The sequence below is a fragment of the Shinella sp. G-2 genome, from assembly GCF_050172695.1.
Classification (GTDB): Bacteria; Pseudomonadota; Alphaproteobacteria; order Rhizobiales; family Rhizobiaceae; genus Shinella.
Window position 1 is genome coordinate 99,581 of sequence record NZ_JBBEYH010000008.1, and the last position, 22,520, is coordinate 122,100.

Here is a 22,520-nt window from a genome sequence, read left to right on the forward strand (position 1 = left end):
GATCCCGTTACTTGGCGCTCATCGCGCCGAGCCATTCGTCGATCCAGGCCTTGCGGTTGGCCGCCACCTCGTCCGACGACATCAGGAAGGTCTTTTCAGGCTTCACCAGCGCATCGAAGGCGGCCGGCAGCGGGTCGCGGGTCTTGGCGGCCGGCATCATCCAGTTGGTTTCCGGGATGATCGACTGGAAATCCGGCCCCGTCATGAAAGTCAGGAACTGGCGGGCAAGGTCCTTGTCATGGGAAGTGCGCGTGAGACCGGCGACCTCGATCTGGACATAGTGCCCCTCGGAGAACGCGGCCGCCTTGTAGCGTTCGGTCTTTTCCGCGATGACGTGATAGGCCGGCGAGGTCGTGTAGGACAGCACCATCGGCGCTTCGCCCTTGGTGAACAGGCCATAGGCTTCCGACCAGCCGGGCGTGACGGTCAACACACGGTCCTTGAGCTTGGCCCAGGCTTCCCCGGACTTGTCGCCATAGACCGACTTCACCCAGAGCAGCAGGCCGAGGCCGGGCGTGGAAGTGCGCGGATCCTCGATGACGATCTTCTGGGAAGCATCGCCCTCGACCAGTTCCTTCAGGCTTGCCGGCGGCGTCTTCAGCGTTTCGCTGTCATAGACGATGGCGAAGTGACCGTAGTCATAGGGCAGGAACGTATCGTCGGAAAAACCGCCCGGCACCGTCAGGCCTTCCGGCTTGAGGCCATGGGCTTCGAAAAGGCCTGTCGCCTTGGCTTCGGCGATGAGATTGGTGTCGAGGCCGAGCACGACGTCGGCCTTGGTGCCCTCGCCTTCGAGCTTGAGGCGGGTCAGGAGCTCCACGCCGTCGGCGACGCCGACCCACTCGACCTTGCAGCCGCAGGTCTTCTCGAAGCTTTCCTTGACCTTCGGCCCCGGACCCCATTCGGAGACGAAGCTTTCATAGGTATAGACGGTCAGCGTCTTTTCCTGCGCGAAGGCGGGAAAGGCGAGGGATACGGCAAGCGCCGCGATGGAAGAAAGAAATGCCGTGCGCATCAGCGCCTCCTTGTCTGGTCACAAACGGGAATAGGGCGCTGGAATGAGCCGTCTAATCCCTCCGCCGGTGCTAACCGGATCAGGTTCTTCGGGTTGGCGTTGCGCCTCTCAGCCCGGCAGGTCGAAACCCGCGAGCACCCCGTTAGAGCAAGGCAAGGCATAATCCCGCTTTGCGCGGCGCGCAAGAGGCCTGTTCCCTTTGGAACAGCGGCGGAAGGGGCAATGTGAGACCTTCTGATCACCGGATGAGAGAGGCTCATCCTTCAAGAGATCAGGAGAGACCCATGCGCAAGATCATCGTTTCCGCCACCATCGCCGTCGTCGCCGCCCTTTCCTTCGCCGCTCCCTCGCAGGCTGGCTACTACAGCTACGACTACCAGCCGACCTGCTTCATCAAGAAGATCAAGTCCTACGACTACTACGGGAATGTCGTCGTCAAGCGCATCAAGGTCTGCCATTAAGCGTAAGGCCATCTGAACGGCAAAAAGCCCGGATGCTCGGCACCCGGGCTTTTTCCATGTTGCGTACAGGCCCTCTCAGAGACCGAAGGCGTCCTTGAACTGGTACCACCAGGAACCGATGGTGGAATACTGGGCGCGGAACATGCGGCCTCCCGGGAAGGGAATCCAGGGGAGCTTCTCGAACTGGCTGAAGCGCGACAGGTCGCCATGGATCGCTTCGCTGAGGATCTTGCCGAAGAGATGCGAACCGGTGACGCCATGGCCGCTATAGCCGTGGGCGAAATAGGTGTTCTTGCCGATCTTGCCCATCTGCGGCACGCGCGAGAAGGAAAGGGCGAAGTTGCCGCTCCAGGCATAGTCGATCTTCACGCCCTTCAGCGACGGGAAGACCTTTTCGAGATTTGGCCGGATCTTGGCGCGTACATCCGCGGGGTCCGTGCCACCGTAGACGGTACCACCGCCGAAGATCATGCGCTTGTCGGCCGACAGGCGGAAATAGTCGAGGATGTAGCGCACGTCCTCCACGCACATGTCGCTCGGGATCAGCGCATCGGCGCGATCGCCGAGCGGCTCGGTCGCGACCATCTGGGTCGAAACCGGCATGACGCGCGAGACGAGCTTTGGCACGACATGGCCGAGATAAGCGTTGCCGCAGAGCACGGCGGTGTTCGCCGTCACGCTGCCTTTGGCGGTGTGGATGACGGGCTTGTCGGCCTCGTGCTCGACGCGGATGACGGGCGACTGCTCGTAGATCACGCCGCCGAGCGATTCCAGCGCCTTGGCCTCGCCGAGGGTCAGGTTGAGCGGATGCATGTGGCCGCCGGTCGTGTCCAGCATGCCGCCAATATAGGCATCGGTCTTCACCAGCTTCTGGATGGCCGCCTTGTCCAGCATCTGGTGGTCGTCCATGCCGTAGCTCTTCCACAGCGCCTTCTTGTGCTCCAGCTCCTTCATGTGGGCGGGCGTATAGGCGGCGTAGATGTTGCCGTTCTTCAGGTCGCAGTCGATATCGTATTGCGAGACCAGGCGGCGGATGATCTTGCCGCCTTCCTGCACCAGACTGCCGACGAAGGCGCCAGCCTGATCGCCGTAGCGGCGCTTGATCGTGTCGAGGCTGGCATTGAGGCCGTTGACGACCTGGCCGCCATTGCGCCCGGAGGCGCCCCAGCCGATGCCGGCACCTTCGACCATCACGACCTTGTAGCCTTTCTCGGCAAGGTGGATGGCGGTGGAGAGGCCGGAATAGCCGGCGCCGAGCACGGCGACGTCGGCCGTCACGGCGCCTTCCAGCACCTTCGGCGTGCGGACGATGTTGCGCGAAGCAGCGTAGTAGCTATCGGGATAGGCGCCGTTGCCGGCATAGGAAGCTTTGTTGTCCATCAGACGATTTCCAGGTAGGCGCTGAACTCGAAGTCGGTCACCTGTTCGGCGAAGCCGGCGATTTCCTGCCGCTTGCAGGCGATCAGCATGGAGCGGAGATCCGCATCGAAGATTTCCGAAACGATCGAACCGTTCTCGAAGGCGGTGACGGCAGAGCCCCATTCACTGGGAATGCGCGGCAGCTGCGAGAGATAGGCGCGGCCCGAGACCGGTGCCGGCGGTTCCCACTTGTTGCGGATGCCGACGAGGGCGGCACCGAGAATGCCGGCCATGACGAGATAGGGATTGGCGTCGGCGCCGGCGACGCGGTGCTCGATGCGCCGGGCCTTGTTGTTGCCGCCGGGGATGCGGATGGCGGCCGTGCGGTTCTCGTAGCCCCAGGAGATCGAGGTCGGGGCGTGCGTATCGGGACGCAGGCGCCGGTAGGAATTGTAGTGCGGGGCGAAGAGCAGGGTCGATTCCGCCATGCCGCGCGTCAGGCCGGCCACGGCATGCTTCATGATGGCCGATCCCTCGGGCGTGCCGTCGTCGAAGACATTGTTGCCGTCCTCGTCGATCACGCTGAAATGCATGTGCATGCCGCTGCCCGAGCGCATGCCATAGGGCTTGGCCATGAAGGTGGCGGCAAAGCCGTGTTTGCGCGCGACGCCCTTGATAATGCGCTTGAAGAACAGCGCGTCGTCGGCGGCCTTCAACGGATCGTCGGAATGCATCAGGTTGATTTCGAACTGGCCGATGCCGTTTTCGGCGACGGCCGAATCCGCCGGCACGTTCTGCCGCTCGCACTCCGCATAGACGTCGGAGAAGAACTGGCCGAAATCGTCCAGCTCGTCGATGGAAAGGATGGCGTCGGAATCGAGACGCTTGCCGGTATAGGGCGAGATCGGCGGCTCGGCATGGTCGGGCTCGGCGTCGATCAGATAGAATTCCATTTCCGAGGCGACGACGGGGCGAAGGCCGAGTTCGTGATACTGGCGCACGATATGGGCGAGCGCCTGGCGCGGATCGGCCAGGAACGGATCGCCGTTTTCCTTGTAGAGCCAGAGCGGCACGACGGCGGAGGGCTTCAGCGTCCAGCTGATCGGCAGCGCGCCGCGGCCGGTCGCCGCGCAGATACCGTCCATATCGCCCGAGGCGAAGACGTGGCTCGAGCCGACGATATCCTCGCCCCACACGTCGACCCCGACGATGGACAGCGGCATGCGGATACCGCCTTTCAGCACTTTCTCCGCCTGCCCGACGGGCACGCGCTTGCCGCGCAGGATGCCGTTCAGGTCGCAGACGACAGCCTGGATGCTTTCCACGCCATCGGCATTGGCCAGCCAGTTGGATTCGTCGCTCACGTTCGTCCCCTTCCGTATCACATAATTATTTTTGTGATCACATTTTCAAGATATGCACACTTTCTTGTCGTGGGTCAAGCTGCTAGAACCTCTCACAAAGGATAGGGTAGCACCCGGCAGCCTTTCACAGGAGGGATGGATTGGGCAATTTGGCGCTTGAGCCGCTGGACCGGCCGGACGGGATGACGACCCATGAATACGCGCATCGGCGCCTGCGCCAGGCGATCATGGTCGGCTCGATCCGCCCGGGCGAATCGCTGACGATCCGCGGCATCGCCGAAGCGATGGAGAGCAGCCCGACGCCCGTGCGCGAGGCGCTGCGGCGTCTGTCCTCCGAGGGCGCGCTGCGCGTGCTCGACAATCGCCGCATCATGGTGCCGCGCATGACGGCGGATCGTTTCAGCGAGCTCGTCTCGCTGCGCTCCATGCTTGAGCAGCATGCCGCCCGGCGGGCCGTGCCGCACATCACCGAGCGGCGCATCGACCAGCTCGCCGAGATCGACCGCGCGCAGGACGAGGCCATCTCGCGCAAGGACAACGCCAACGCCCTCCTCCTGAACCAGGAATTCCATCGCACGCTCTACACCGCCAATCCCGAGCAGGTGATCATGCCGATGGTGGAGAGCATCTGGCTCCAGCTCGGCCCCTTCCTCGGCATCGCCATGGAGCATGTCGCCCAGCTCTATTTCGTCGACCGCCACCAGGAGGCCATCGAGGCGCTGCGCAAGCGTGACGAGGATGCCGTGGCCGCGGCGATCAAGGCCGACATTTCCGAAGGCATCGGCGGGTTCGAACGCTCGGCCATCGAGAATCTCTTGAAACTTGCAGGACAGTGAAACGCATCGGCCGAACGCCGTGCAGGAATGAAACCTGATTTTCCCTTGGGGTCGCAGATGAAGACGGATGTGATTGTTCTCGGCGCGGGCGTGGTCGGCATTTCGACGGCGATCCATCTGGCACGGCGCGGCAAGAAGGTGGTGATGATCGATCGCCGCGGCCCGGCGGAGGAGACGTCCTACGGCAATGCCGGCCTCATCCAGCGCGAAGGCGTCTTCCCCTATGGCTTCCCGCACGATTTCGGTGCGCTCTTCCGCTATGCGCTGAACAACACCATCGACGCCCACTACCACCCCTCGGCGATCCCCGGCATCATCCCCTTCCTCGCCCGCTACTGGTGGCATTCTGGCTTCCGCCAGCACCAGAGCATCGCTCATCTCTATGCGCCGCTCATCGAGAACTCGATCAGCGAACATGCCGATCTCATCGCCGCCTCCGGCGCCGACGATCTCATCCGCAAGGACGGCTGGATGAAGGTGTTTCGCTCGGAAAAGGAGCGGGACAAGGCCTATGCGGAAGCGGAAAAACTCTCGGCCAATTTCGGCGTCAACCACCAGAAGCTGACGACGGCGGAAGTGGCCGCCGCAGAACCGCATATCCGCGCGGAACTGACCGGGGGCCTGCGCTGGACCGATCCATGGTCGATCCTCGACCCGCAGAGCCTTCTCAAGCGCTATCTCGCCTATTTCCAGTCTCTCGGCGGCGAATTGAAATCCGGCGACGCGGCGACCATCGAACATGTGCTGGAGGGCGAAGGCTGGCGCATCGCGACGCCCGAGGGGCCGCTGGAAGCCAAGGACGTCGTCGTCGCACTCGGCCCCTGGGCCGATACCGTCACACGCAAGCTCGGCTACCACTTCCCGCTCGCCGTCAAGCGCGGCTATCACATGCATTATGGCGCGGAAGAGGGCGCAACGCTCAACAACTGGGTGCTCGACGCCGAGCGCGGCTATTTCCTCGCGCCCATGCTGCGCGGCATCCGCCTGACCACGGGCGCTGAATTCGCCAAGCGCGACACGCGCAAGACCCCGGTCCAGCTCCGCCGCGCCGAGAAGGTCGCGCGCGAGTTCTTCCCGCTCGCAGAGCGGCGCGACGAGGAGCCGTGGATGGGCGCGCGTCCCTGCACGCCGGACATGATGCCGATCATCGGCAAGGCGCCACGCCATGCCGGTCTCTGGTTCGCCTTCGGCCACGCCCACCACGGCATGACCCTCGGCCCGATCACCGGCCGCGTGCTGGCGGAAAAGATGCTGGGCGAGCGCACCGTGATCAATATCGGGCCCTACCGGCCGGAGCGGTTCATCGCCTGAGAGCGACGCCTCCGGCACTCCCCTCCATGCCTGTCCTTGCCTAGCGCCTGATGCGCGTCGACAGAATGATCGACGACAGCGTGCGCTCCACGCCGTCGATGGCGCCGATGCGGTCGATCAGGTGGTCGAGTTCCGCGATGGACGCCGCCTCGACCACGGCAATGAGGTCGAAGCTGCCGCTGACCGAATGCAGCGTGCGGACCGCGGAGATGGCGTGCAGTTCCGTCGTGATGCGGGCCAGCGTCTTCGGCGCGATGGTGATCAGCACATGGGCCTTCACCATGCCGCTTTCATAGGCGTCCGAGAGCTTGACGCCATAGCCGGCGATCACGCCGTCGCGCTCCAGCCGGTCGATCTTCGCCTGCACGGTCGTGCGTGAGAGACCCAATTTGCGCGCGATGGTGGCCGTCTGCTCGCGGGCGTTTTCGCTGAGAATGGCGAGAAGCTCGCGATCCTTGGGCCCTAGCGTCGTAATGCTCATTTCCACCGTCATTCTGCCGATATCGATAATGTATTATGTCAGATATGGCGCTTTAAATCGACAGTCGCTGCCCTCAAAATGTGAACATCAATTCATGCCGGAGGGTAATCACATGAAGGACATCGTCGTCATCGGCGCAGGCAAGATCGGTTCGACCATCGCGCGCATGCTGGCTCACAGCGGAGACTACCGCGTCACCGTCGCCGACCGCTCGGAAGAGCAGCTCGCCGCCATCGAGCGCCACGATGCCGTCACGACGGCCGTCGTCGATATCGCCGACGCCGCCGCCATGAAGGCCCTCCTGACCGGCAAGTTCGCCGTTCTCTCGGCTGCCCCCTACCACCTGACCGTCGCCATTGCCGAGGCGGCCGCCGCTGCCAGCGTGCACTATCTCGACCTCACGGAAGACGTCGAATCCACCCGCCAGGTCAAGCGCATCGCCGCAGATGCCAAGACGGCCTTCATTCCGCAGTGCGGCCTCGCACCGGGCTTCATCTCCATCGTCGCCAACGATCTCGCAAGCCGCTTCGACACGCTCGACAGCGTGCGCATGCGCGTCGGCGCCCTGCCGCAGTACCCGTCCAACGCTCTCAACTATAACCTGACCTGGAGCACGGACGGCGTCATCAACGAATATATCGAGCCCTGCGAAGCCATCGTCGAAGGCGCGCTGATCGAGGTTCCGGCCCTCGAGGAGCGTGAAGAATTCTCCCTCGACGGCGTCACCTACGAAGCCTTCAACACCTCGGGCGGTCTCGGCACGCTCTGCGAGACGCTGAAGGGCAAGGTCCGCACGCTGAACTACCGCACGATCCGCTATCCGGGCCACGCCGCCATCATGAAGGCGCTGCTCAACGACCTCGGCCTGCGTCATCGCCGCGAAGTCCTCAAGGACATCTTCGAAAACGCCCTGCCGACCACCACACAGGACGTCGTGATCATCTTCGTGACCGTCTCCGGTCGCAAGGGTGGCCGCCTCATCCAGGAAACCTACGCCAACAAGGTCTACAGCGCCCCGGTCGCCGGCGCCCTGCATTCCGCCATCCAGATCACGACAGCCGGCTCGATCTGCGCCGTGCTCGACATGCTGGCCGACGGCTCGCTGCGCGCTGAAGGCTTCGTCCGCCAGGAAGAAATCGCCCTCGACGCCTTCCTCGCCAACCGCTTCGGCCACTACTACGCCCAGGAAAACCGCGGCGCCCACGCCGCCTGATTTCCTGACTCCTTCGACGCCCCGGCCAAAACCGGGGCGTTTTTGCATCGTGGCTCGGCCGCGGGGAAGCAGAGAACGCCGGCAAGGCGCGAGCAGATAAAAATGGGGCCTCTTGCGAGGCCCTTTTCTTTGCCCGTCAGGCGGCGCTCGGCCGCCAGGCGATCACGCCCTCCGTCCGCGCCCGGACGGCCGGCGTCGCAAGGCAGGTGGCGACCGCCTCGTAGCCCCGCGCACCCTTGCGAGGCGAAACGACCATCGGCACGTCGTGATTGGCGGGGCAGTAGAGGATCGCCTCCTGCGCCGAGACATCGGCGAGATCGAGCATCGCCGAAGAGCGCGTGAGCAGGAAAAGCGGACGCTCGGCAAAGGGCCGGCTCCGCAGATAGCGGCGCAGCACCTGCTGCGTGATCTGGTCCAGCCCCTGCTCCACCATGTCGATGACGAGGACTGCTGCCGTCGATGCCTCTACGGCAAGGATCAATGCGGTCAAGGCTGGCGACAGGTCCGCGCCCATTCCAACCAACTGCCCAAGATGCACCTCGCCCCGCGCCACCGCCGCCGCATCGCCCTCCGCCGATCTTTCCAGTCCGATAAAGGCGGCGTCCGGCAGGGCTTCGGCGATCGCCCGCGCCAGCCGCGTCTTGCCGCTTCCGAGCGGGCCGGTCATGTAGGTGATGGGCTTCAGGTCCGGCAGCGTGAAACGCTCACCGCCCCAGGGCCACGGCAATTCCAGCGAAACCGCCGCGTCTCCCACATCCCCTTTCGGTGCCGCATCCTCGCGCGCCGCCGCGACGGATTGCACGGTCCGGACGATCTGGGCAAGCTGGCGCTCAAGCCCGGCCTGGTGCACGGCAAGCGCCGCATCGCGGCCTTCTCCGCTGCCCGACAGGACGTCCCTGATCTGTGCCAGGCCCATCCCGAACCGCCGCAGGGCGGCGACCTCCGTTGCGCGGGCCATCGCGCGCGGGTCGTATATCCTCCAGCCGGCAGCGGTGCGCAGCGGCGTCAGCAATCCATGGCGCTCGTAGAGACGCAGGGCCTTGATCGAGATGCCGAGTTCCCGCGCCGCCTCGGAGGCGGTCAGATGAAGGTCGGACTTGTGCACGAATCACCTCCTCGTCGTTCACCGCCCCTCTATGAGGCCGGCCCCTGGGGCCGGGTCAAGCCGGCGAACGGCAAGGAAAAGCCCGCCGCAGGCTGGCTGCGGCGGGCTGGAAGGCGACAGGCGAGACGCTTCAGGAAAGCCGGGCGCAGGCTTCCGCGATGCGCTTCAGCGCTTCCGCCAGTTCCGCTTCCGACGTGGCGTAGGAGATGCGGAAGTAGGGCGAGAGGCCGAAGGCCGAACCCGGGACGACGGCGACATTCGCGTCTTCGAGCAGGTAGTCCGTGAAGTCGCTGTCCGCTTCGATGCGCTTGCCCTTGGGCGTCGTCTTGCCGATCACGCCGGCGCAGCCGGAGAAGGTATAGAACGCGCCTTCCGGCGTGCGGCAGGCAAGGCCGGGTATGGCGTTCAGCGCGGAGACGACGAGATCGCGGCGGTGCTTGAAGCCCGCCTGGCGCTCCCTGAGAAAGTCCTGCGGGCCGTTCAGGGCCTCGACCGAGGCGGCCTGGCTGACCGAGGACGGGCAGGATGTCGCCTGGCTCTGGATCACGGCCATGGCCTTGATCAGCGCCTTCGGGCCACCGGCATAGCCGATGCGCCAGCCGGTCATGGCATAGGCTTTCGAAACGCCGTTGATCGTCAGCGCGCGGCTTTTCAGGCGCGGCTCGATGGCAACGGGCGTCACGAACTTGAAGCCGTCATAGACGATGTGCTCGTACATGTCGTCGACCATCAGCCAGACATGCGGATGGCGCAGCAGCACGTCGAGCAGCGGGCGATAGTCCGCTTCGCTGTAGGCAGCGCCCGACGGGTTGGACGGCGAGTTGAAGAGCACCCAGCGGGTCTTCGGCGTGATCGCCTTTTCCAGCTGCTCGGCCTTCAGACGGAAGCCGGCTTCCGCGTCGCAGGGGATCAGCACCGGCACGCCGCCGCAGATCTCCACGATATCGGAATAGGACGTCCAGTAGGGCGTCGGGATGATGACCTCGTCACCCGGATTGACCGTCGCCATGAAGGCATTGAAGAGGATCTGCTTGGCGCCCGTGGCAACGGTGACTTCGTCGACGGCGTAGTCGACGCCGTTCTCACGGCGGAACTTTTCCGAGATCGCCTTCTTCAGCTCCGGCGTACCGTCCAGCGCGGTGTACTTGGTGTCGCCGCGGTCGATGGCGGCCTTAGCGGCCGCCTTGACGTTATCGGGCGTGTCGAAGTCGGGCTCGCCGGCGCCGAGGATGATGACCGGCAGGCCTTCCTTCTTCATGGCAGCGGCGCGGGCGCCGATCTGCAGGATCTTCGAGACGCCGATGGCGGCGATGCGCGAGGCGGGTACAAAACCCGCCTCCTCGATCTTGGTCTGGCTGTTCATGGCGCTTGTCCGATGTCGCTCTTATTCGATATCGAAGGAGACGCCCTGGGCGAGCGGCAGGGCCTTGGAGTAGTTCACCGTGTTGGTGGCGCGGCGCATATAGGCCTTCCAGGCGTCGGAGCCGGATTCGCGGCCGCCACCGGTTTCCTTTTCGCCGCCGAAGGCGCCGCCGATTTCAGCACCGGACGTGCCGATGTTGACGTTGGCGATGCCGCAGTCCGAACCGTCAGCCGCCAGGAAGCGCTCGGCTTCCTGCATGTTCAGCGTGAAGATGGACGAGGAGAGGCCGGCTGCGACGGCGTTGTGGTCGTCGAGCGCGCTGTCGAAGTCGGAATACTTCATGACGTAGAGGATCGGCGCGAAGGTCTCTTCGAGAACCGGGCCGGCCTGCTTCGGCATTTCGACGATGGCGGGCTTCACGTAATAGGCCGTGTCCTTGCCGGCATCCGCGACGCGCTCGCCGCCGGTGACGGAACCGCCTTCGGCCTTGGCAGCTTCCAGCGCCTTCTGCATGCCGTCGAAGGCCTGCTTGTCGACGAGCGGGCCGACGAGCGCGGAGGTTTCCAGCGGGTTGCCGACGGAAACGCTGGTGTAGGCCTTCTTCAGACGCGGAACGAGCTGGTCGTAGACGCTGTCATGCACGAAGAGGCGGCGGAGCGTCGTGCAACGCTGACCGGCGGTGCCCATGGCGCCGAAGGCGATGGCGCGCAGCGCCATGTCGAGATCGGCCGAGGGGCAGACGATACCGGCATTGTTGCCGCCGAGCTCGAGGATCGAGCGGGCGAAGCGCTTGGCGAGGCGCGGGCCGACTTCCTTGCCCATGCGGGTGGAGCCGGTGGCCGAAACGAGCGCGACCTTGTGGTTGTCGACGAGGGCTTCGCCGATGGCACGGTCACCGATGAGAACCTGCGAGAGGTTCGCCGGAGCTTCGCCGAAGCGGGCGAGCGCCCGTTCGAAGATGGCCTGCGAGGCGAGCGCCGTCAGCGGGGTCTTTTCAGAGGGCTTCCAGACGATGGAGTTGCCGGCGACGAGCGCGAGGGCAGCGTTCCACGACCAGACGGCGACCGGGAAGTTGAAGGCCGAGATGATGCCGACGACGCCGAGCGGGTGCCAGGTTTCCATCATGCGGTGGCCGGGACGCTCGGTGGCGATCGTCAGGCCGTAGAGCTGGCGGGAGAGACCGACGGCGAAATCGCAGATGTCGATCATTTCCTGCACTTCGCCGAGGCCTTCGGAGGTGATCTTGCCGGCTTCGATGGAAACGAGGCGGCCGAGATCGGCCTTGGAGGCGCGCAGTTCTTCGCCGAGCAGGCGAACGAGTTCGCCGCGCTTGGGGGCCGGCACGAGGCGCCAGGCCTTGAAGGCTTCATGGGCGGCATCGATGGCCTTGTCGGTCTCGGCGCCCGAAACGGTCTTCAGCTTGCCGATCTCCTCGCCGCTGACCGGGCTGTAGGAGGCCATGTCGCCACCCTGCCAGGCGGAACGGGCAACGCCGAGCTTGTCGAGAAGGGCTGCGGTTTCGGTTTTCACGTCGACTTTCGTCATCGGGTATCTCCCTGGTTGTCTCTTAAAATGTCATGGCGCCGAGCGGACCCGGCGAGGTGATGGTTTTCAACCCGGCCGCCAGCTTGCGGATTTCGTCCGGGGTGTATCTGTCGTAGAAGGCCTGGTTCTTGCGGCCGATGGCGTGTTCCGCGCTGAAGCTGCCGCCGAAGTGCTCGACCGCAACGGTGAAGACCCATTCGCGCAGGTCCGCCTCGAAATCGGGATCGGCAAGGCGCGGGTCGTCCTTGGCGACGACGAGATTGAAGTGCACGCCGCCATCGCCGATATGGCCGAAATCGCAGATCGTCACGTCCTCGAAGTGGTCGGGCATTTCCGCCTTCATATGGGCGAGGAAGGGCATGATGTCACCCCGGCGGAAGGAGAGATCGAAGGCGATCAATCGCCCGCTATGCTTCACGCCTTCCGAAAGCGCGTGACGCAGGGCCCAGATCTCGTGCGGCGGGCCGACGAAGGCATCGGCAAGCGGCGCGTCTTCCCGCTCCCAGATCGCGGCCAGCACCTCTTCAAGCACTGCGTCGAGCGGCTGCTCGCCTTCGCGCGGCGGAGTGGAACGGGAGATTTCCGCAAGGATGACGAAGTCAGGCACCACGCCGCCCTGGAAGGGATTGCGCAGCGAGGGCACGTGGTCGAGCGCGGCGCTAACGGCGTTGCCGGACATGCCCTCGAAAGCCGAGAGATAGCTGCCGAGCGCGTCTTCCATGGCGACGAGCAGCGGTGCGACCTGCTCCGCCGAGGCGGGAACGAGCAGGGCCGTCGCCGACTGCTTCGGCGCGGCTTCGAGGTTCAGGACGCATTCGGTGACGATGCCGAAGGCGCCGGACGTGCCGATGAAGAGCTGCTTCCAGTCGACGCCGGTATTGTTCTTGCGCAGGCTGGAGGAAAGGTCGAGCACCGTGCCCGCCTCGTCCGCCAGCACCACGGTGAGGCCCAGCGTGTTGCGACGCACGTCCCCGTAGCGCAGGAAGCGCGAGCCGCCGGTATTCGTCGCGATCATGCCGCCAAGACGCGGGTCCGCGCCGAGGTCGATCGGGAAGAAGAGACCGGTTTCCGCAAGCTTGCCGTTGAGATCGGAAAGGCGAAGACCTGCGCCTGCCGTCACCGTGCGATTGACGCGGTCGAGCGCGAAGGGGGCGGTCAGGCGATCGAGGCTGAGGATGCCCTGGCCTCCGCTTCCGTCCGGCGTCGAGCCTGAGACGAGGCCGGTATTGCCGGACTGCGGCACGAGGGCGATGCCGTTCTTCACGCAATAGGCGACGACGGCGGAGGTTTCCGCTGTCGTGACCGGGCGGGCGACGAAGGCGGCACGCCCCTTGTCGTAGCGTGCGCCGGTTTCATAGGCGGCCATGTCGGCGGGCGCGGTGAGAAGACCCTTCTCGCCGAGCATGCCTTTCAGTGTATCGATATGGCGTGCCTCGATCATGCTAGCGTCCGTCACTCCGCGGCGGCAGCCATGTTGACGATGCCGAGGCACATTTCAAGCGAGGCGCGCTGGATGCCGGCATAATGGGCGAATTCGTCCAGCACGGCCGCGCCGAGATCGCGCTCGAACATGATCTGGTTCGGGCTGGCGACGAATTCCTGCGTCGCGTCGTCGCCGAGGTTCGACTGGAAGATGCCCGCGGCGCTGACCGGCAGGAAGTCTTCATAGACGATCGGGTCGAACTGGATGAGGCCGGCTTCGATGGCGGTTTCGAGATCGGCATTGCGGCCGGTGACCGAAATGCCCTTCTCCGTCAGCGAATAGCGGAAGTAGCCGAGGCCCGCCTTGCGGATGCCGTCCCAGCTGTCCGGGAAAGCCTTGAAGACGTCGGCGAGCGCCGCTTCGTATTCGGCGGCGTTGGAACCATCGGCGGCCGGGCGCACGCGGGCGCGGGTGTCGGCAAGCAGCTTGTCGTAGAGCGCACGGCCCTTCGGGGTCAGCGCCACGCCGCGCTGCTCGATCTCGCCGAAGCGGGCGGTGTGCGAACCCTTCTGCCAGCTGCCGTCCTCGGCGATGAAGGAAACCGCCTCTTCCAGCGCCTTGAACGAGGTCTGGCGCAGCAGGATCGGGCATTGGCGGGTCGGCGGGCCCTCGACCACGGCCTTGGGCGCGATGCCTTCATCCGGCATGCGCGCCTGCACCTTGTCGATATCGAGCGTGCGCGGCGTCAGGTGGTTGATGTGGGGCCCCTTGAAGGAGACGACGTCGGCGATCAGCCGGTGCGCATCGTGCAGGCGCTTGTACATGTCGGCGCTAACGATGGCATGGTCGTGCCAACGGAAGGTTTCCAGCACTTCGGCGACGAAACGCGCCGCATCGGTGCGGTCGAGCCCGCCATCCCGCTCGGCCTTTTCGACCAGCAGCACGGCCGTGGTGGTGAAGATCTTGCGGCCGGCCAGAACCGTCGCGGCCTCCTCGCGCAACGCTTCGTCGGCAATGAGATCGAGGCGCAGCAGCGAGGTGAAGACACGGAAGGGATTGCGGCTGAGGCTTTCCGCGCCAACCGGGCGGAAGGCGGTGGAATGCACCGGCACGCCGGCCGTGGACAGATCGTAATAGCCGACCGGGAACATGCCCATGACGGCAAAGACGCGGCGCATCATGGAAAGCTCTTCGGGCGTGCCGAGGCGGATGGCGCCGTGGCGCTCCTCGGAAATGCGCTCCAGCGAGTCGGTCGCTTCGAGACGCGTCTTCAGATGCGGATCGGCGGACAGCGTCTCGTCATTCACCCTGGCGACCAGCGACATCAGCGTGCCGTAGGCCGGAACTTCGTCGCGATACATGCCGGACATGGCGGCAGAGAAATCCGAGCGGATCTTGTCGGCGGAAACGTACGAATTTGCGTTCATGGAAAGCGTCTCGTTTCGTGGTTGCGCAATTGCCGACGGAAAACCGCTTCACACTTTTCCTGCAATTGCTTAAAAAGGGTGGCCCTGATCATTCTCAAAACGGATCATACCGGATCGTTTCATGGAGCGATTGCGACCGTTCTGACTATGTTGATGCGAGGAATGAATGAAGCTCAGTCGAAGGCTGATCCCTGACGTCACGACGCTGCAGGCGTTCGAATGCGCCGCGCGCCATGGCAGCTTCACGCAGGCGGCGCATGAACTCAATCTCACCCAGAGCGCCGTCAGCCGCCAGATCAAGGACCTCGAGGAACAGCTCGGCGTCCTGCTCTTCGAGCGCGTGCGTCAGCGCGTCGTTCTCTCGGACGACGGGCGCCGTTTCCTGCCGGAGGTGCGCAAGCTGCTGCACCAGACGGAAGAGACCATGCTGCGCGCCATGGCTTCGGCCTCCTCCGAGCACAGCCTCGCCATCGCGACCCTGCCGACCTTTGGCAGTCGCTGGCTGACGCCGCGCATTCCGGGTTTCCTCGCGGAAAATCCGGGCACGATCATCAACATCGCCTCCCGCTCCGCGCCGTTCGATTTCGACGAGGAGAATTTCGACCTCGCGATCCACTACGGCCAGCCGGTCTGGGCGCGCGCCGCCTGCTCCTATCTGTGCAGCGAAGAGATCCTGCCGGCGGCGAGCCCGGACCTGCTGAAATCCTGGAACCTCTCCGAGCCGAAGGACCTGGAACAGGCGCCCCTTCTCCATCTCGCCACGCGGCCGAAACTCTGGGCGCAATGGTTCGAGCTGATCGGCGCTTCCGCCGACACGGCCTATCGCGGCCATCGCTTCGACCAGTTCTCCATGGTCATCGAATCCGCCGTCGCCGGCCTCGGCTTTGCCCTGCTGCCGAAATATCTCATCGAACAGGAGCTGGAGACCGGCCGCCTCGCCGTCGTCTTCGACCGGCCGATGGAGACGGAGAACAGCTATTATCTCGTCGTGCCCGAGGGGAAGCTGGAAAACCCGCTCAGTCAGGCCTTTCGCGCCTGGATCGCCAAGCAGGTCCCGCGATAACCGTCCCGCGCCCTCTTCATGCGGAGGGGGCATGACCCGGTTCTGATTTTTTGCTTTAGTGATGGTGCCGCATCACCGATGGTGCGGCGACAATCCTCCTTCCGAAAAGACAGACCACAATGCTCAACGATCCGCGCTCCCATGGCCTTTGGGAGATGACCGCTCCGCCCGCCCCCGAAACGACGGCCTTCTCCGGTACGGCGGAGGCGGATGTCGTGATCGTCGGCGGCGGCTATACGGGCTTCTCGACGGCGCTGCACCTTGCCGAGCGCGGCACTCGGGTGATCCTGCTGGAAGGCGCGGAAATCGGCTATGGCGGCTCTGGCCGCAATGTCGGCCTCGTCAACGCCGGCATGTGGGTGATGCCCGACGAACTGCCCGGCGTGCTCGGCGACCTCTATGGCAGCCGCCTGCTCGAACTTCTCGGCAATGCGCCCCGCCTCGTCTTCGATCTCGTCGAGAAGCACAAGATCGACTGCGAGATCAACCCGGCCGGCACGCTGCACTGCGCGGTCGGCCAGTCCGGCCTCGACGAATTGAAGCAGCGTGCCGAACAATGGGCCCGCCGCGGCGCGCCCGTGCGCCTGCTGGACGCGGCCGAAACCGCCCGCAAGGTCGGCACCGAGGCCTATGCCGGATCGCTGCTCGACATGCGCGCCGGCACGATCCAGCCACTCGCCTATGCCCGCGGCCTCTCCCGCGCGGCGATTGCCGCAGGCGCGCAAGTCTTCACCGGCAGCCCGGTGACGGGTGCGGAACGGACAGGCAAGCGCTGGACGGTGAAGACTGCGCGCGGTTCGGTGACGGCGGACTGGGTGGTGGTGGCGACCAATGCCTACACGGTTGCACCGTGGAACGAGGTGCGCACCGAACTCGTGCACCTTCCCTATTTCAACTTCGCCACGGTGCCGCTCTCCGCCGAGATGCAGGCGAAGATCCTGCCCGAGCGGCAGGGCGCATGGGATACCCAGGAAGTGCTGTCCTCCTTCCGCTTCGACAAGCGCGGCCGGCTGGTCTTCGGCAGCGTCGGGGCCCTGCGCGGCACCGGCACGGGCATTCACAAGGCCTGGGCGCGGCGTGCGCTGAAGAAGCTCTTCCCCGCCATCGGCGATGTCGCCTTCGAGGCGGAATGGTACGGCAAGATCGGCATGACCGCGGACAACCTGCCGCGCTTCCACCGCCTTGCCGAAAACGTCGTCGGCTTTTCCGGCTATAACGGCCGCGGCATCGCGCCCGGCACGGTCTTCGGCAAGACGCTGGCGGAACTCGTGTCCGGCGAGATCACCGAAGGCGACCTGCCCCTGCCGGTCAGCGATCCCGAGGCCCAGGCCTTCCGCTCGGTGCGCGAAGGCTATTACGAACTCGGCGCCCAGATCGCCCATTTCGCCGGCGCCCGCTTCTAAGAACCTTCCAACAAAACGCCCGGCTTCAGGCCGGGCGCAAGACGATTGTCGAAGGTTCCAGAACCGCAGCGGGCGGGACCTTTGCCAGCAAAACCAGCGCCCGGCCTGAAAAGCCGGGCGCTTTGCTTTTCCGAAGGTCTCAGTGCTGCTTTGCCGGCAGGCGCGGCAGGAAGATCGTGAGGACGCCGAGCAGCGGCATGTAGGAGCAGATCTTGTAGACGAACTCGATGCCGTGGCTGTCGGCGACGCCGCCGAGCAGGGCCGCGCCGAGGCCGCCCGCACCGAAGGCGAAGCCGAAGAAGATGCCGGCGATCATGCCGACCCGGCCCGGCACCAGTTCCTGCGCGAAGACGACGATGGCGGAGAAGGCCGAGGAGAAGATGAGGCCGATCAGCACCGTCAGCACGCCCGTCCAGAACAGGTTCGCATAGGGCAGCATCAGCGCGAAGGGGATGACGCCGAGGATCGAGAACCAGATGACGAAGCGCGTGCCGAAGCGGTCGCCGATCGGGCCGCCCATGAAGACGCCGAGCGCGGAGGCGCCGAGGAAGAGGAACAGCATCAGCTGCGCCTGCTGCACGTCGAGGCCGAAACGGTCGATCGTGTAGAAGGTGAAGTAGCTCGAAATGCTGGAGAGATAGGCGTTCTTCGTCGTCGTCAGCAGCACGAGCACGACGAGCGCCCAGGCGACGCGCCCGCGCGGCAGCGGCAGTTCACGGCTGGCCGCCGGCCGGCCTGCGGCCAGGCGGCGCTCGCCGGCATACCAGTTGCCGACCCAGGTGAGGATGACCATGCCGACCAGCGCGACCGCGGAGAACCAGGCGACGCTCGTCTGGCCGAAGGGCAGCACGATGAAGGCGGCGAGCAGCGGGCCGAGCGCCGTGCCGGCATTGCCGCCGACCTGGAACATCGACTGGGCGAGGCCATGGCGGCCGCCGGAGGCAAGGCGGGCGACGCGCGAGGATTCCGGGTGGAAGATCGCCGAGCCGAGACCGATCAGGCAGGCGCCGAAAACGAGCACGGGGAACGAATGCGCATAGGCCAGCATGATGAGGCCGACGAAGGTGCTGCCCATGCCGACCGGCAGCGAGAAGGGCATCGGCCAGCGGTCCGTGACGATGCCGACCGCCGGCTGCAGCAGCGAGGCCGTGACCTGGAAGGCCATGGTCAGAAGGCCGATCTGCACGAAGTCGAGCGCGTAGTTCTGCTTCAGGAGCGGGTAGAGCGACGTCAGCAGCGACTGCATGATGTCGTTCAGCATGTGGCAGGCGCTGACCGCAACGATGATGGAATAGGTGGTGGCGGCGGCGTGACGCGGCGCCGCGGGAACGACTGTCGACATGAGGGCCTCGAAATGATGCGCCGCAACGGGCGTTTTTGCTCAAATACAAGGATTGCTCGCGGCCTGCTTTTGTGCTGAGGTCCATTTCTTACGCGAGTGGGCCAAAATGGAAAAACTGAACGCCGCGCGCCTGAAGGCTCTCGATGCCGAGCATGTGCGCAACCTCGCCCGGATGGAGCAGTCGAACGCGGACGTGCTGGTGCACAGCTCGGACATTCCGGGCGGTTATACCGTGCCGCCGCACCGGCATCGCCGCACCCAGTTTCTCTGCGTGTTCGGTGGGGTCGTGCTGGTGGCGACCGACCGGGGCCGCTGGATGATCCCGCCCGGCCACGCGCTGCTCATCCCGCGCGGCCTCGAGCATTCCGTCGAGATGTACAGCGATGTCAGCATGCGCTCGGTCTATATCTATTCGCCCGAGGGCCGCGCCGCATCGCTGGAGCCAGCCGTGCTCGAAGTGACCGACCTTGCCCGCCAGCTCCTCGCCGAGGCCGTGCGCAAGGACGCCATGGCGGAGGACCGTGGACGGGCCGATCTCGTCATGGCGCTGCTCATCGACGAGATCGGCCGCCTCCCGGAACGACGGCTCGGCCTGCCCTTCCCGCTGAGCGGCCGGCTGGCCGGCCTCTGCCGCGATTTCGTGGAAGAACCCTCGCCGACGGCGAAGATCGACGACTGGGCCAGGCGCCTCAACATGAGCCGGCGCACCTTCACCCGCTTCTTCCGGCAGGAGATGGGCATCAGCTTCGTGACCTGGCGCCAGCAGGCCTGCCTTTTCGCCTGCCTGCCACGCCTTGCCGCCGGCGAGCCAGTAACGCGCGTGGCGCTCGATGCGGGTTACGAAAGCGTGCCCGCCTTCACCACCATGTTCAAGCGCATGCTCGGCGCCTCGCCCCGCGCCTACCTCACCAGCCGCGAGGCGGCCTGAGACGCCGGCCCGGAGTCTCAAAAAGACCGGCAAAGGACGCGAATCGGGGACTGTTTTCCGGCGGCTTTTGGGATTAGGAAGGGGAGCGGGACCCAAGTCGGGCCGCAAACCGGGAGCGCAAGCCGCACGGGAGACGGATTTTGAGAAAGATACTGGTCATCGGGATCGGCGCGGGCAATCCCGAGCATATGACCGTTCAGGCGATTGGCGCACTGAACCGGGCCGACGTGCTGCTCATTCCCACCAAGGGCGACGAGAAGGCCTATCTTGCCGCCGTGCGTCGCGACATCTGCGACCGGTTCCTCACCAACGCCGACTGCCGAATTCTCGACTATTCCGTGCCGGTACGCCGCGCCGACGGCGCCTATGCGGATGGCGTGCACGACTGGCACCGCGCCATCGCCGCCATCTACGAGCGCACGCTTCTCGGCGAGGTGGGCGAAGACCAGACGCTCGGCTTGCTCGTCTGGGGCGATCCGATGCTCTACGACAGCACGCTGCGCATCATCGAACACGTGCGCACGGCCGGCAACGTCACCTTCGAGACCGAAGTCATTCCCGGCATCACCAGCGTGCAGGCGCTGTGCGCCGGCCACGGCATCGCGCTCAACCGCATCGGCCTGCCCGTCGAGATCACCACGGGCCGCCGCCTTTCCGAGGGCTGGCCCGGGACGGCGCGCGATGCGCTTGTGATGCTCGATGGCGTGCAGGCCTTCCGCACCGTGGACGACCCGGAAGCGGAAATCTGGTGGGGCGCCTATCTCGGCACGCCGCACGAAATCCTTCTCTCCGGCCGGCTTGCCGACATGGCCGAGACCATCACCGAAACGCGCCGCAAGGCGCGCGAAGAGCACGGCTGGATCATGGATACCTATCTGATCCGCCGCCCCGCCAGCGAAGAGGGCGCAGCATGACGGCGCCCCTCGCCCGAACCGAGCCGAATGCCCTGCGCCGCGGTTCATGCCCGTCGGTCGCCACGCCGATGCAGACCGGCGACGGCCTGCTGGTGCGCCTGCGGCCGGTCGCGCCTGCCCTCAGCGCCCGGGACCTCGTGGCCATCGCCACCCTCGCCCGCGAGCACGGCAACGGCCTCATCGAAATCACCGCCCGCGGCAACCTGCAGCTTCGCGGCCTGACGGAGGCTTCGGTGCCTCGCCTTGCCGCCGGTCTAGAGGCGGCCGGCATCGCGCCGCAGACGGGCGTCGCCATCGAAACGCCGCCACTCGCCGGAATCGATCCCTCGGAAACCGCCAATGCCGCGCCGCTCGCCGATGCGCTGCGCCGCGCCATTGCCGAAGCGTCCCTCGTACTTGCGCCCAAGCTCGCCATCGTCGTCGATGGCGGCGGCGTGCTTTGCCTTGCCGACATGGTCGCCGACATTCGTCTCGACGCCGCGGCCGAAGGAACGGCATGGCGCCTCTCCGTCGGCGGCGACCGCGCGACGGCAAACGGGATCGGCCTGTTTCCGGCAGGGGACGTGATCGACAGGACGATGGCCGTCGTCGCCGCGCTCGCCGCCAACGGCCCCGCCGCCCGCGGCCGCGACCTCGACGCCCGGATGCTGGCGGCACGCCTCGATGCAGCCGTGGCCCCGGAACGCCTTTCCGCCTCCGCCCGTCACCCGATCGGCAGCCACAGCATCGGCACGGAAACCGTGCTCGGCCTCGCGCCCGCCTATGGCCAGATGCATGCCGACCGCCTCGCCGCACTCGCCCACGCCCTTGAAGCTTGCGGAGCCACGGAATACCGCCTTGCCCCGCACCGGACCCTTCTGGCGCGCGGTCTGGAAGAACGGGGACTGGCCGAAGCCAAGCGCGTCGCCGAACGCGAAGGCTTCTGGAGCGCCGACGACGCGCCCGGCCGGTCCATATCGATCTGCGCCGGCGCCGCCGGCTGCGCCTCCGCCGCCTTCGACACGCGCGCCGCCGCCGATGCCCTGGTCGCGCATGCCGGCGTCCTGCTGGACGGCTCGGTCGACCTTCACGTCTCCGGCTGCCCGAAGGGCTGCGCCCATCCGGCGAAAGCCGCCGTCACGCTCTGCGGCACCGCTGCCGGCATCGGCCTCGTGCTCGATGGGCGCGCCGGCGATCCACCCGCGACCCTCCTTCCGGCCGATACTCTGAAGCCGGCTATCGAACGCCTCGGCTCGTTCCTGCTGAGCGGCCGCAGGGAGAAAGAGACCGCCCAAAGCCTGCTCGAGCGCACCGCGCCCGCCGCCCTCGTTTCCGCATTTCAAGGCCAACAATGACAGAGTACGACTACATCAAGGATGGCACGGCCATCTATGAGAAATCCTTCGCGATCATCCGCGCCGAAGCCGATCTTTCCCGCTTTTCCGAAGCGGAATCGGACGTCGCCGTGCGCATGATCCATGCGGCTGGTCTTGTCGAGGCGGCGGCGCATTTCGTCTTCTCGCCGGATTTCGTGGGTTCCGCCCGCGCCGCCCTGCAGGCCGGCGCGCCGATCTTCTGCGATGCCGAGATGGTCGCGCGCGGCGTCACCGCCGCCCGCCTGCCGGCGAACAACGACGTGATCTGCACGCTGCGCGACCCGCGAACGCCCGATCTCGCCAGGGAGATCGACAATACCCGGTCGGCCGCCGCCATCCGCCTCTGGCTGGAGCGCATGGCAGGCTCGGTCGTCGCCATCGGCAATGCGCCGACCGCCCTCTTCTACCTGCTCGAGCTTCTGCGCGACGGCGCGCCGAAGCCGGCGGCGATCCTCGGCATGCCGGTGGGCTTCGTCGGTGCGGCGGAATCGAAGGACGCGCTGGCGGAAAACTCCTATGGCGTGCCCTTCGCCATCGTGCGCGGCCGGCTCGGCGGCAGCGCGATGACCGCGGCCGCTCTCAATTCGCTGGCGAGGCCGGGGCTATGAACAT

The 22,520-nt window shown here is 65.7% G+C and carries 20 protein-coding genes and 1 riboswitch; of the genes, 10 read left to right on the plus strand and 10 right to left on the minus strand.

Annotated features, from left to right (window positions below):
• Positions 1-7 precede the first annotated feature (7 nt).
• A complete protein-coding gene (gene thiB, locus V8U06_RS15280) occupies positions 8-1,015 on the minus strand; it encodes a thiamine ABC transporter substrate binding subunit (RefSeq protein WP_427141379.1) in 1,008 nt (335 codons plus the stop codon).
• A 39-nt stretch (positions 1,016-1,054) separates the two neighbouring features.
• Positions 1,055-1,167, minus strand: a riboswitch (TPP riboswitch).
• A gap of 132 nt (positions 1,168-1,299) precedes the next feature.
• On the opposite strand from thiB, the gene V8U06_RS15285 reads away from it, so the two are divergent.
• Positions 1,300-1,476 carry a hypothetical protein gene (locus V8U06_RS15285; RefSeq protein WP_226921744.1) on the plus strand — a complete coding sequence of 59 codons (177 nt, stop codon included), beginning with the start codon at positions 1,300-1,302 and terminating at the stop codon, positions 1,474-1,476.
• Positions 1,477-1,551: 75 nt separating this feature from the next.
• Here the strand turns inward: V8U06_RS15285 and V8U06_RS15290 are convergent, their stop codons facing one another.
• Together V8U06_RS15290 and V8U06_RS15295 are read right to left on the minus strand one after the other, a co-directional pair.
• Entirely contained in the window at positions 1,552-2,856 is a 1,305-nt protein-coding gene (locus V8U06_RS15290; RefSeq protein ID WP_427141380.1) for an NAD(P)/FAD-dependent oxidoreductase, read from the minus strand.
• On the minus strand, positions 2,856-4,199 hold the full coding sequence (locus V8U06_RS15295) for a glutamine synthetase family protein (protein WP_427141381.1): 1,344 nt from the start codon (positions 4,197-4,199) through the stop codon (positions 2,856-2,858). Before V8U06_RS15295 ends, V8U06_RS15290 begins: the two co-directional genes overlap by 1 nt.
• Before the next feature lie 140 nt (positions 4,200-4,339).
• Between V8U06_RS15295 and V8U06_RS15300 the strand changes: the two genes are divergently transcribed.
• Both V8U06_RS15300 and V8U06_RS15305 read left to right on the plus strand, forming a co-directional pair.
• The gene (locus V8U06_RS15300; RefSeq protein ID WP_226921741.1) at positions 4,340-5,035 is read left to right on the plus strand and encodes a GntR family transcriptional regulator; all 696 of its coding nucleotides are present in this window, start codon (positions 4,340-4,342) and stop codon (positions 5,033-5,035) included.
• 57 nt (positions 5,036-5,092) lie between these two features.
• The gene (locus V8U06_RS15305) at positions 5,093-6,346 is read left to right on the plus strand and encodes an NAD(P)/FAD-dependent oxidoreductase (RefSeq protein ID WP_226921740.1); all 1,254 of its coding nucleotides are present in this window, start codon (positions 5,093-5,095) and stop codon (positions 6,344-6,346) included.
• A 40-nt stretch (positions 6,347-6,386) separates the two neighbouring features.
• Here V8U06_RS15305 and V8U06_RS15310 read toward each other — a convergent pair whose 3' ends face one another.
• Positions 6,387-6,827, minus strand: a complete 441-nt coding sequence (locus V8U06_RS15310; protein WP_226921739.1) for an Lrp/AsnC family transcriptional regulator — start codon at positions 6,825-6,827, stop codon at positions 6,387-6,389.
• Between the two features lie 112 nt (positions 6,828-6,939).
• Between V8U06_RS15310 and V8U06_RS15315 the strand changes: the two genes are divergently transcribed.
• Positions 6,940-8,040, plus strand: a complete 1,101-nt coding sequence (locus tag V8U06_RS15315; protein ID WP_427141382.1) for a saccharopine dehydrogenase NADP-binding domain-containing protein — start codon at positions 6,940-6,942, stop codon at positions 8,038-8,040.
• Between the two features lie 136 nt (positions 8,041-8,176).
• On the opposite strand, the gene V8U06_RS15320 is transcribed toward V8U06_RS15315, so the two are convergent.
• From V8U06_RS15320 to hglS, 5 genes are all read right to left on the minus strand, one after another.
• Positions 8,177-9,145 carry a MerR family transcriptional regulator gene (locus V8U06_RS15320; protein ID WP_427141383.1) on the minus strand — a complete coding sequence of 323 codons (969 nt, stop codon included), beginning with the start codon at positions 9,143-9,145 and terminating at the stop codon, positions 8,177-8,179.
• Between the two features lie 130 nt (positions 9,146-9,275).
• Positions 9,276-10,508, minus strand: a complete 1,233-nt coding sequence (locus tag V8U06_RS15325; RefSeq protein ID WP_427141384.1) for a pyridoxal phosphate-dependent aminotransferase — start codon at positions 10,506-10,508, stop codon at positions 9,276-9,278.
• Between the two features lie 21 nt (positions 10,509-10,529).
• Positions 10,530-12,053: an L-piperidine-6-carboxylate dehydrogenase gene (amaB, locus tag V8U06_RS15330; RefSeq protein ID WP_427141385.1), complete on the minus strand. Its 1,524-nt coding sequence runs from the start codon at positions 12,051-12,053 to the stop codon at positions 10,530-10,532.
• 22 nt (positions 12,054-12,075) lie between these two features.
• A complete protein-coding gene (locus tag V8U06_RS15335) occupies positions 12,076-13,494 on the minus strand; it encodes an FAD-binding oxidoreductase (protein WP_427141386.1) in 1,419 nt (472 codons plus the stop codon).
• Between the two features lie 11 nt (positions 13,495-13,505).
• Entirely contained in the window at positions 13,506-14,903 is a 1,398-nt protein-coding gene (hglS, locus tag V8U06_RS15340) for a 2-oxoadipate dioxygenase/decarboxylase HglS (protein WP_427141387.1), read from the minus strand.
• Positions 14,904-15,069: 166 nt separating this feature from the next.
• On the opposite strand from hglS, the gene V8U06_RS15345 reads away from it, so the two are divergent.
• Both V8U06_RS15345 and V8U06_RS15350 read left to right on the plus strand, forming a co-directional pair.
• A complete protein-coding gene (locus tag V8U06_RS15345; RefSeq protein ID WP_427141388.1) occupies positions 15,070-15,966 on the plus strand; it encodes a LysR family transcriptional regulator in 897 nt (298 codons plus the stop codon).
• A 119-nt stretch (positions 15,967-16,085) separates the two neighbouring features.
• Entirely contained in the window at positions 16,086-17,369 is a 1,284-nt protein-coding gene (locus V8U06_RS15350; protein ID WP_427141389.1) for an NAD(P)/FAD-dependent oxidoreductase, read from the plus strand.
• A 139-nt stretch (positions 17,370-17,508) separates the two neighbouring features.
• Here the strand turns inward: V8U06_RS15350 and V8U06_RS15355 are convergent, their stop codons facing one another.
• Positions 17,509-18,711 (minus strand): MFS transporter, encoded by a 1,203-nt coding sequence (locus V8U06_RS15355; protein ID WP_427141390.1) that lies wholly within the window; start codon positions 18,709-18,711, stop codon positions 17,509-17,511.
• 106 nt (positions 18,712-18,817) lie between these two features.
• Between V8U06_RS15355 and V8U06_RS15360 the strand changes: the two genes are divergently transcribed.
• From V8U06_RS15360 to V8U06_RS15375, 4 genes are all read left to right on the plus strand, one after another.
• On the plus strand, positions 18,818-19,639 hold the full coding sequence (locus V8U06_RS15360) for an AraC family transcriptional regulator (RefSeq protein ID WP_226921729.1): 822 nt from the start codon (positions 18,818-18,820) through the stop codon (positions 19,637-19,639).
• Positions 19,640-19,779: 140 nt separating this feature from the next.
• Entirely contained in the window at positions 19,780-20,553 is a 774-nt protein-coding gene (cobF, locus tag V8U06_RS15365) for a precorrin-6A synthase (deacetylating) (RefSeq protein WP_427141391.1), read from the plus strand.
• A complete protein-coding gene (gene cobG / locus V8U06_RS15370; RefSeq protein ID WP_427141392.1) occupies positions 20,550-21,887 on the plus strand; it encodes a precorrin-3B synthase in 1,338 nt (445 codons plus the stop codon). Before cobF ends, cobG begins: the two co-directional genes overlap by 4 nt.
• Complete coding sequence (locus tag V8U06_RS15375) at positions 21,884-22,516, plus strand: precorrin-8X methylmutase (RefSeq protein WP_226921726.1); 633 nt, start codon at positions 21,884-21,886, stop codon at positions 22,514-22,516. The genes cobG and V8U06_RS15375 overlap by 4 nt, the downstream gene beginning before the upstream one ends.
• Positions 22,517-22,520 lie beyond the last annotated feature (4 nt).

Excerpts from the sequence above, each read along its gene's own strand:
- thiB (WP_427141379.1), bottom strand. The coding sequence starts at position 1,015 with ATGCGCACGGCATTTCTTTCTTCCATCGCGGCGCTTGCCGTATCCCTC.
- V8U06_RS15285 (WP_226921744.1), top strand. The coding sequence starts at position 1,300 with ATGCGCAAGATCATCGTTTCCGCCACCATCGCCGTCGTCGCCGCCCTT.
- V8U06_RS15290 (WP_427141380.1), bottom strand. The coding sequence starts at position 2,856 with ATGGACAACAAAGCTTCCTATGCCGGCAACGGCGCCTATCCCGATAGC.
- V8U06_RS15305 (WP_226921740.1), top strand. The coding sequence starts at position 5,093 with ATGAAGACGGATGTGATTGTTCTCGGCGCGGGCGTGGTCGGCATTTCG.
- V8U06_RS15310 (WP_226921739.1), bottom strand. The coding sequence starts at position 6,827 with ATGAGCATTACGACGCTAGGGCCCAAGGATCGCGAGCTTCTCGCCATT.
- V8U06_RS15315 (WP_427141382.1), top strand. The coding sequence starts at position 6,940 with ATGAAGGACATCGTCGTCATCGGCGCAGGCAAGATCGGTTCGACCATC.
- V8U06_RS15325 (WP_427141384.1), bottom strand. The coding sequence starts at position 10,508 with ATGAACAGCCAGACCAAGATCGAGGAGGCGGGTTTTGTACCCGCCTCG.
- amaB (WP_427141385.1), bottom strand. The coding sequence starts at position 12,053 with ATGACGAAAGTCGACGTGAAAACCGAAACCGCAGCCCTTCTCGACAAG.
- V8U06_RS15335 (WP_427141386.1), bottom strand. The coding sequence starts at position 13,494 with ATGATCGAGGCACGCCATATCGATACACTGAAAGGCATGCTCGGCGAG.
- hglS (WP_427141387.1), bottom strand. The coding sequence starts at position 14,903 with ATGAACGCAAATTCGTACGTTTCCGCCGACAAGATCCGCTCGGATTTC.
- V8U06_RS15345 (WP_427141388.1), top strand. The coding sequence starts at position 15,070 with ATGAAGCTCAGTCGAAGGCTGATCCCTGACGTCACGACGCTGCAGGCG.
- V8U06_RS15350 (WP_427141389.1), top strand. The coding sequence starts at position 16,086 with ATGCTCAACGATCCGCGCTCCCATGGCCTTTGGGAGATGACCGCTCCG.
- V8U06_RS15355 (WP_427141390.1), bottom strand. The coding sequence starts at position 18,711 with ATGTCGACAGTCGTTCCCGCGGCGCCGCGTCACGCCGCCGCCACCACC.
- V8U06_RS15360 (WP_226921729.1), top strand. The coding sequence starts at position 18,818 with ATGGAAAAACTGAACGCCGCGCGCCTGAAGGCTCTCGATGCCGAGCAT.
- cobG (WP_427141392.1), top strand. The coding sequence starts at position 20,550 with ATGACGGCGCCCCTCGCCCGAACCGAGCCGAATGCCCTGCGCCGCGGT.
- V8U06_RS15375 (WP_226921726.1), top strand. The coding sequence starts at position 21,884 with ATGACAGAGTACGACTACATCAAGGATGGCACGGCCATCTATGAGAAA.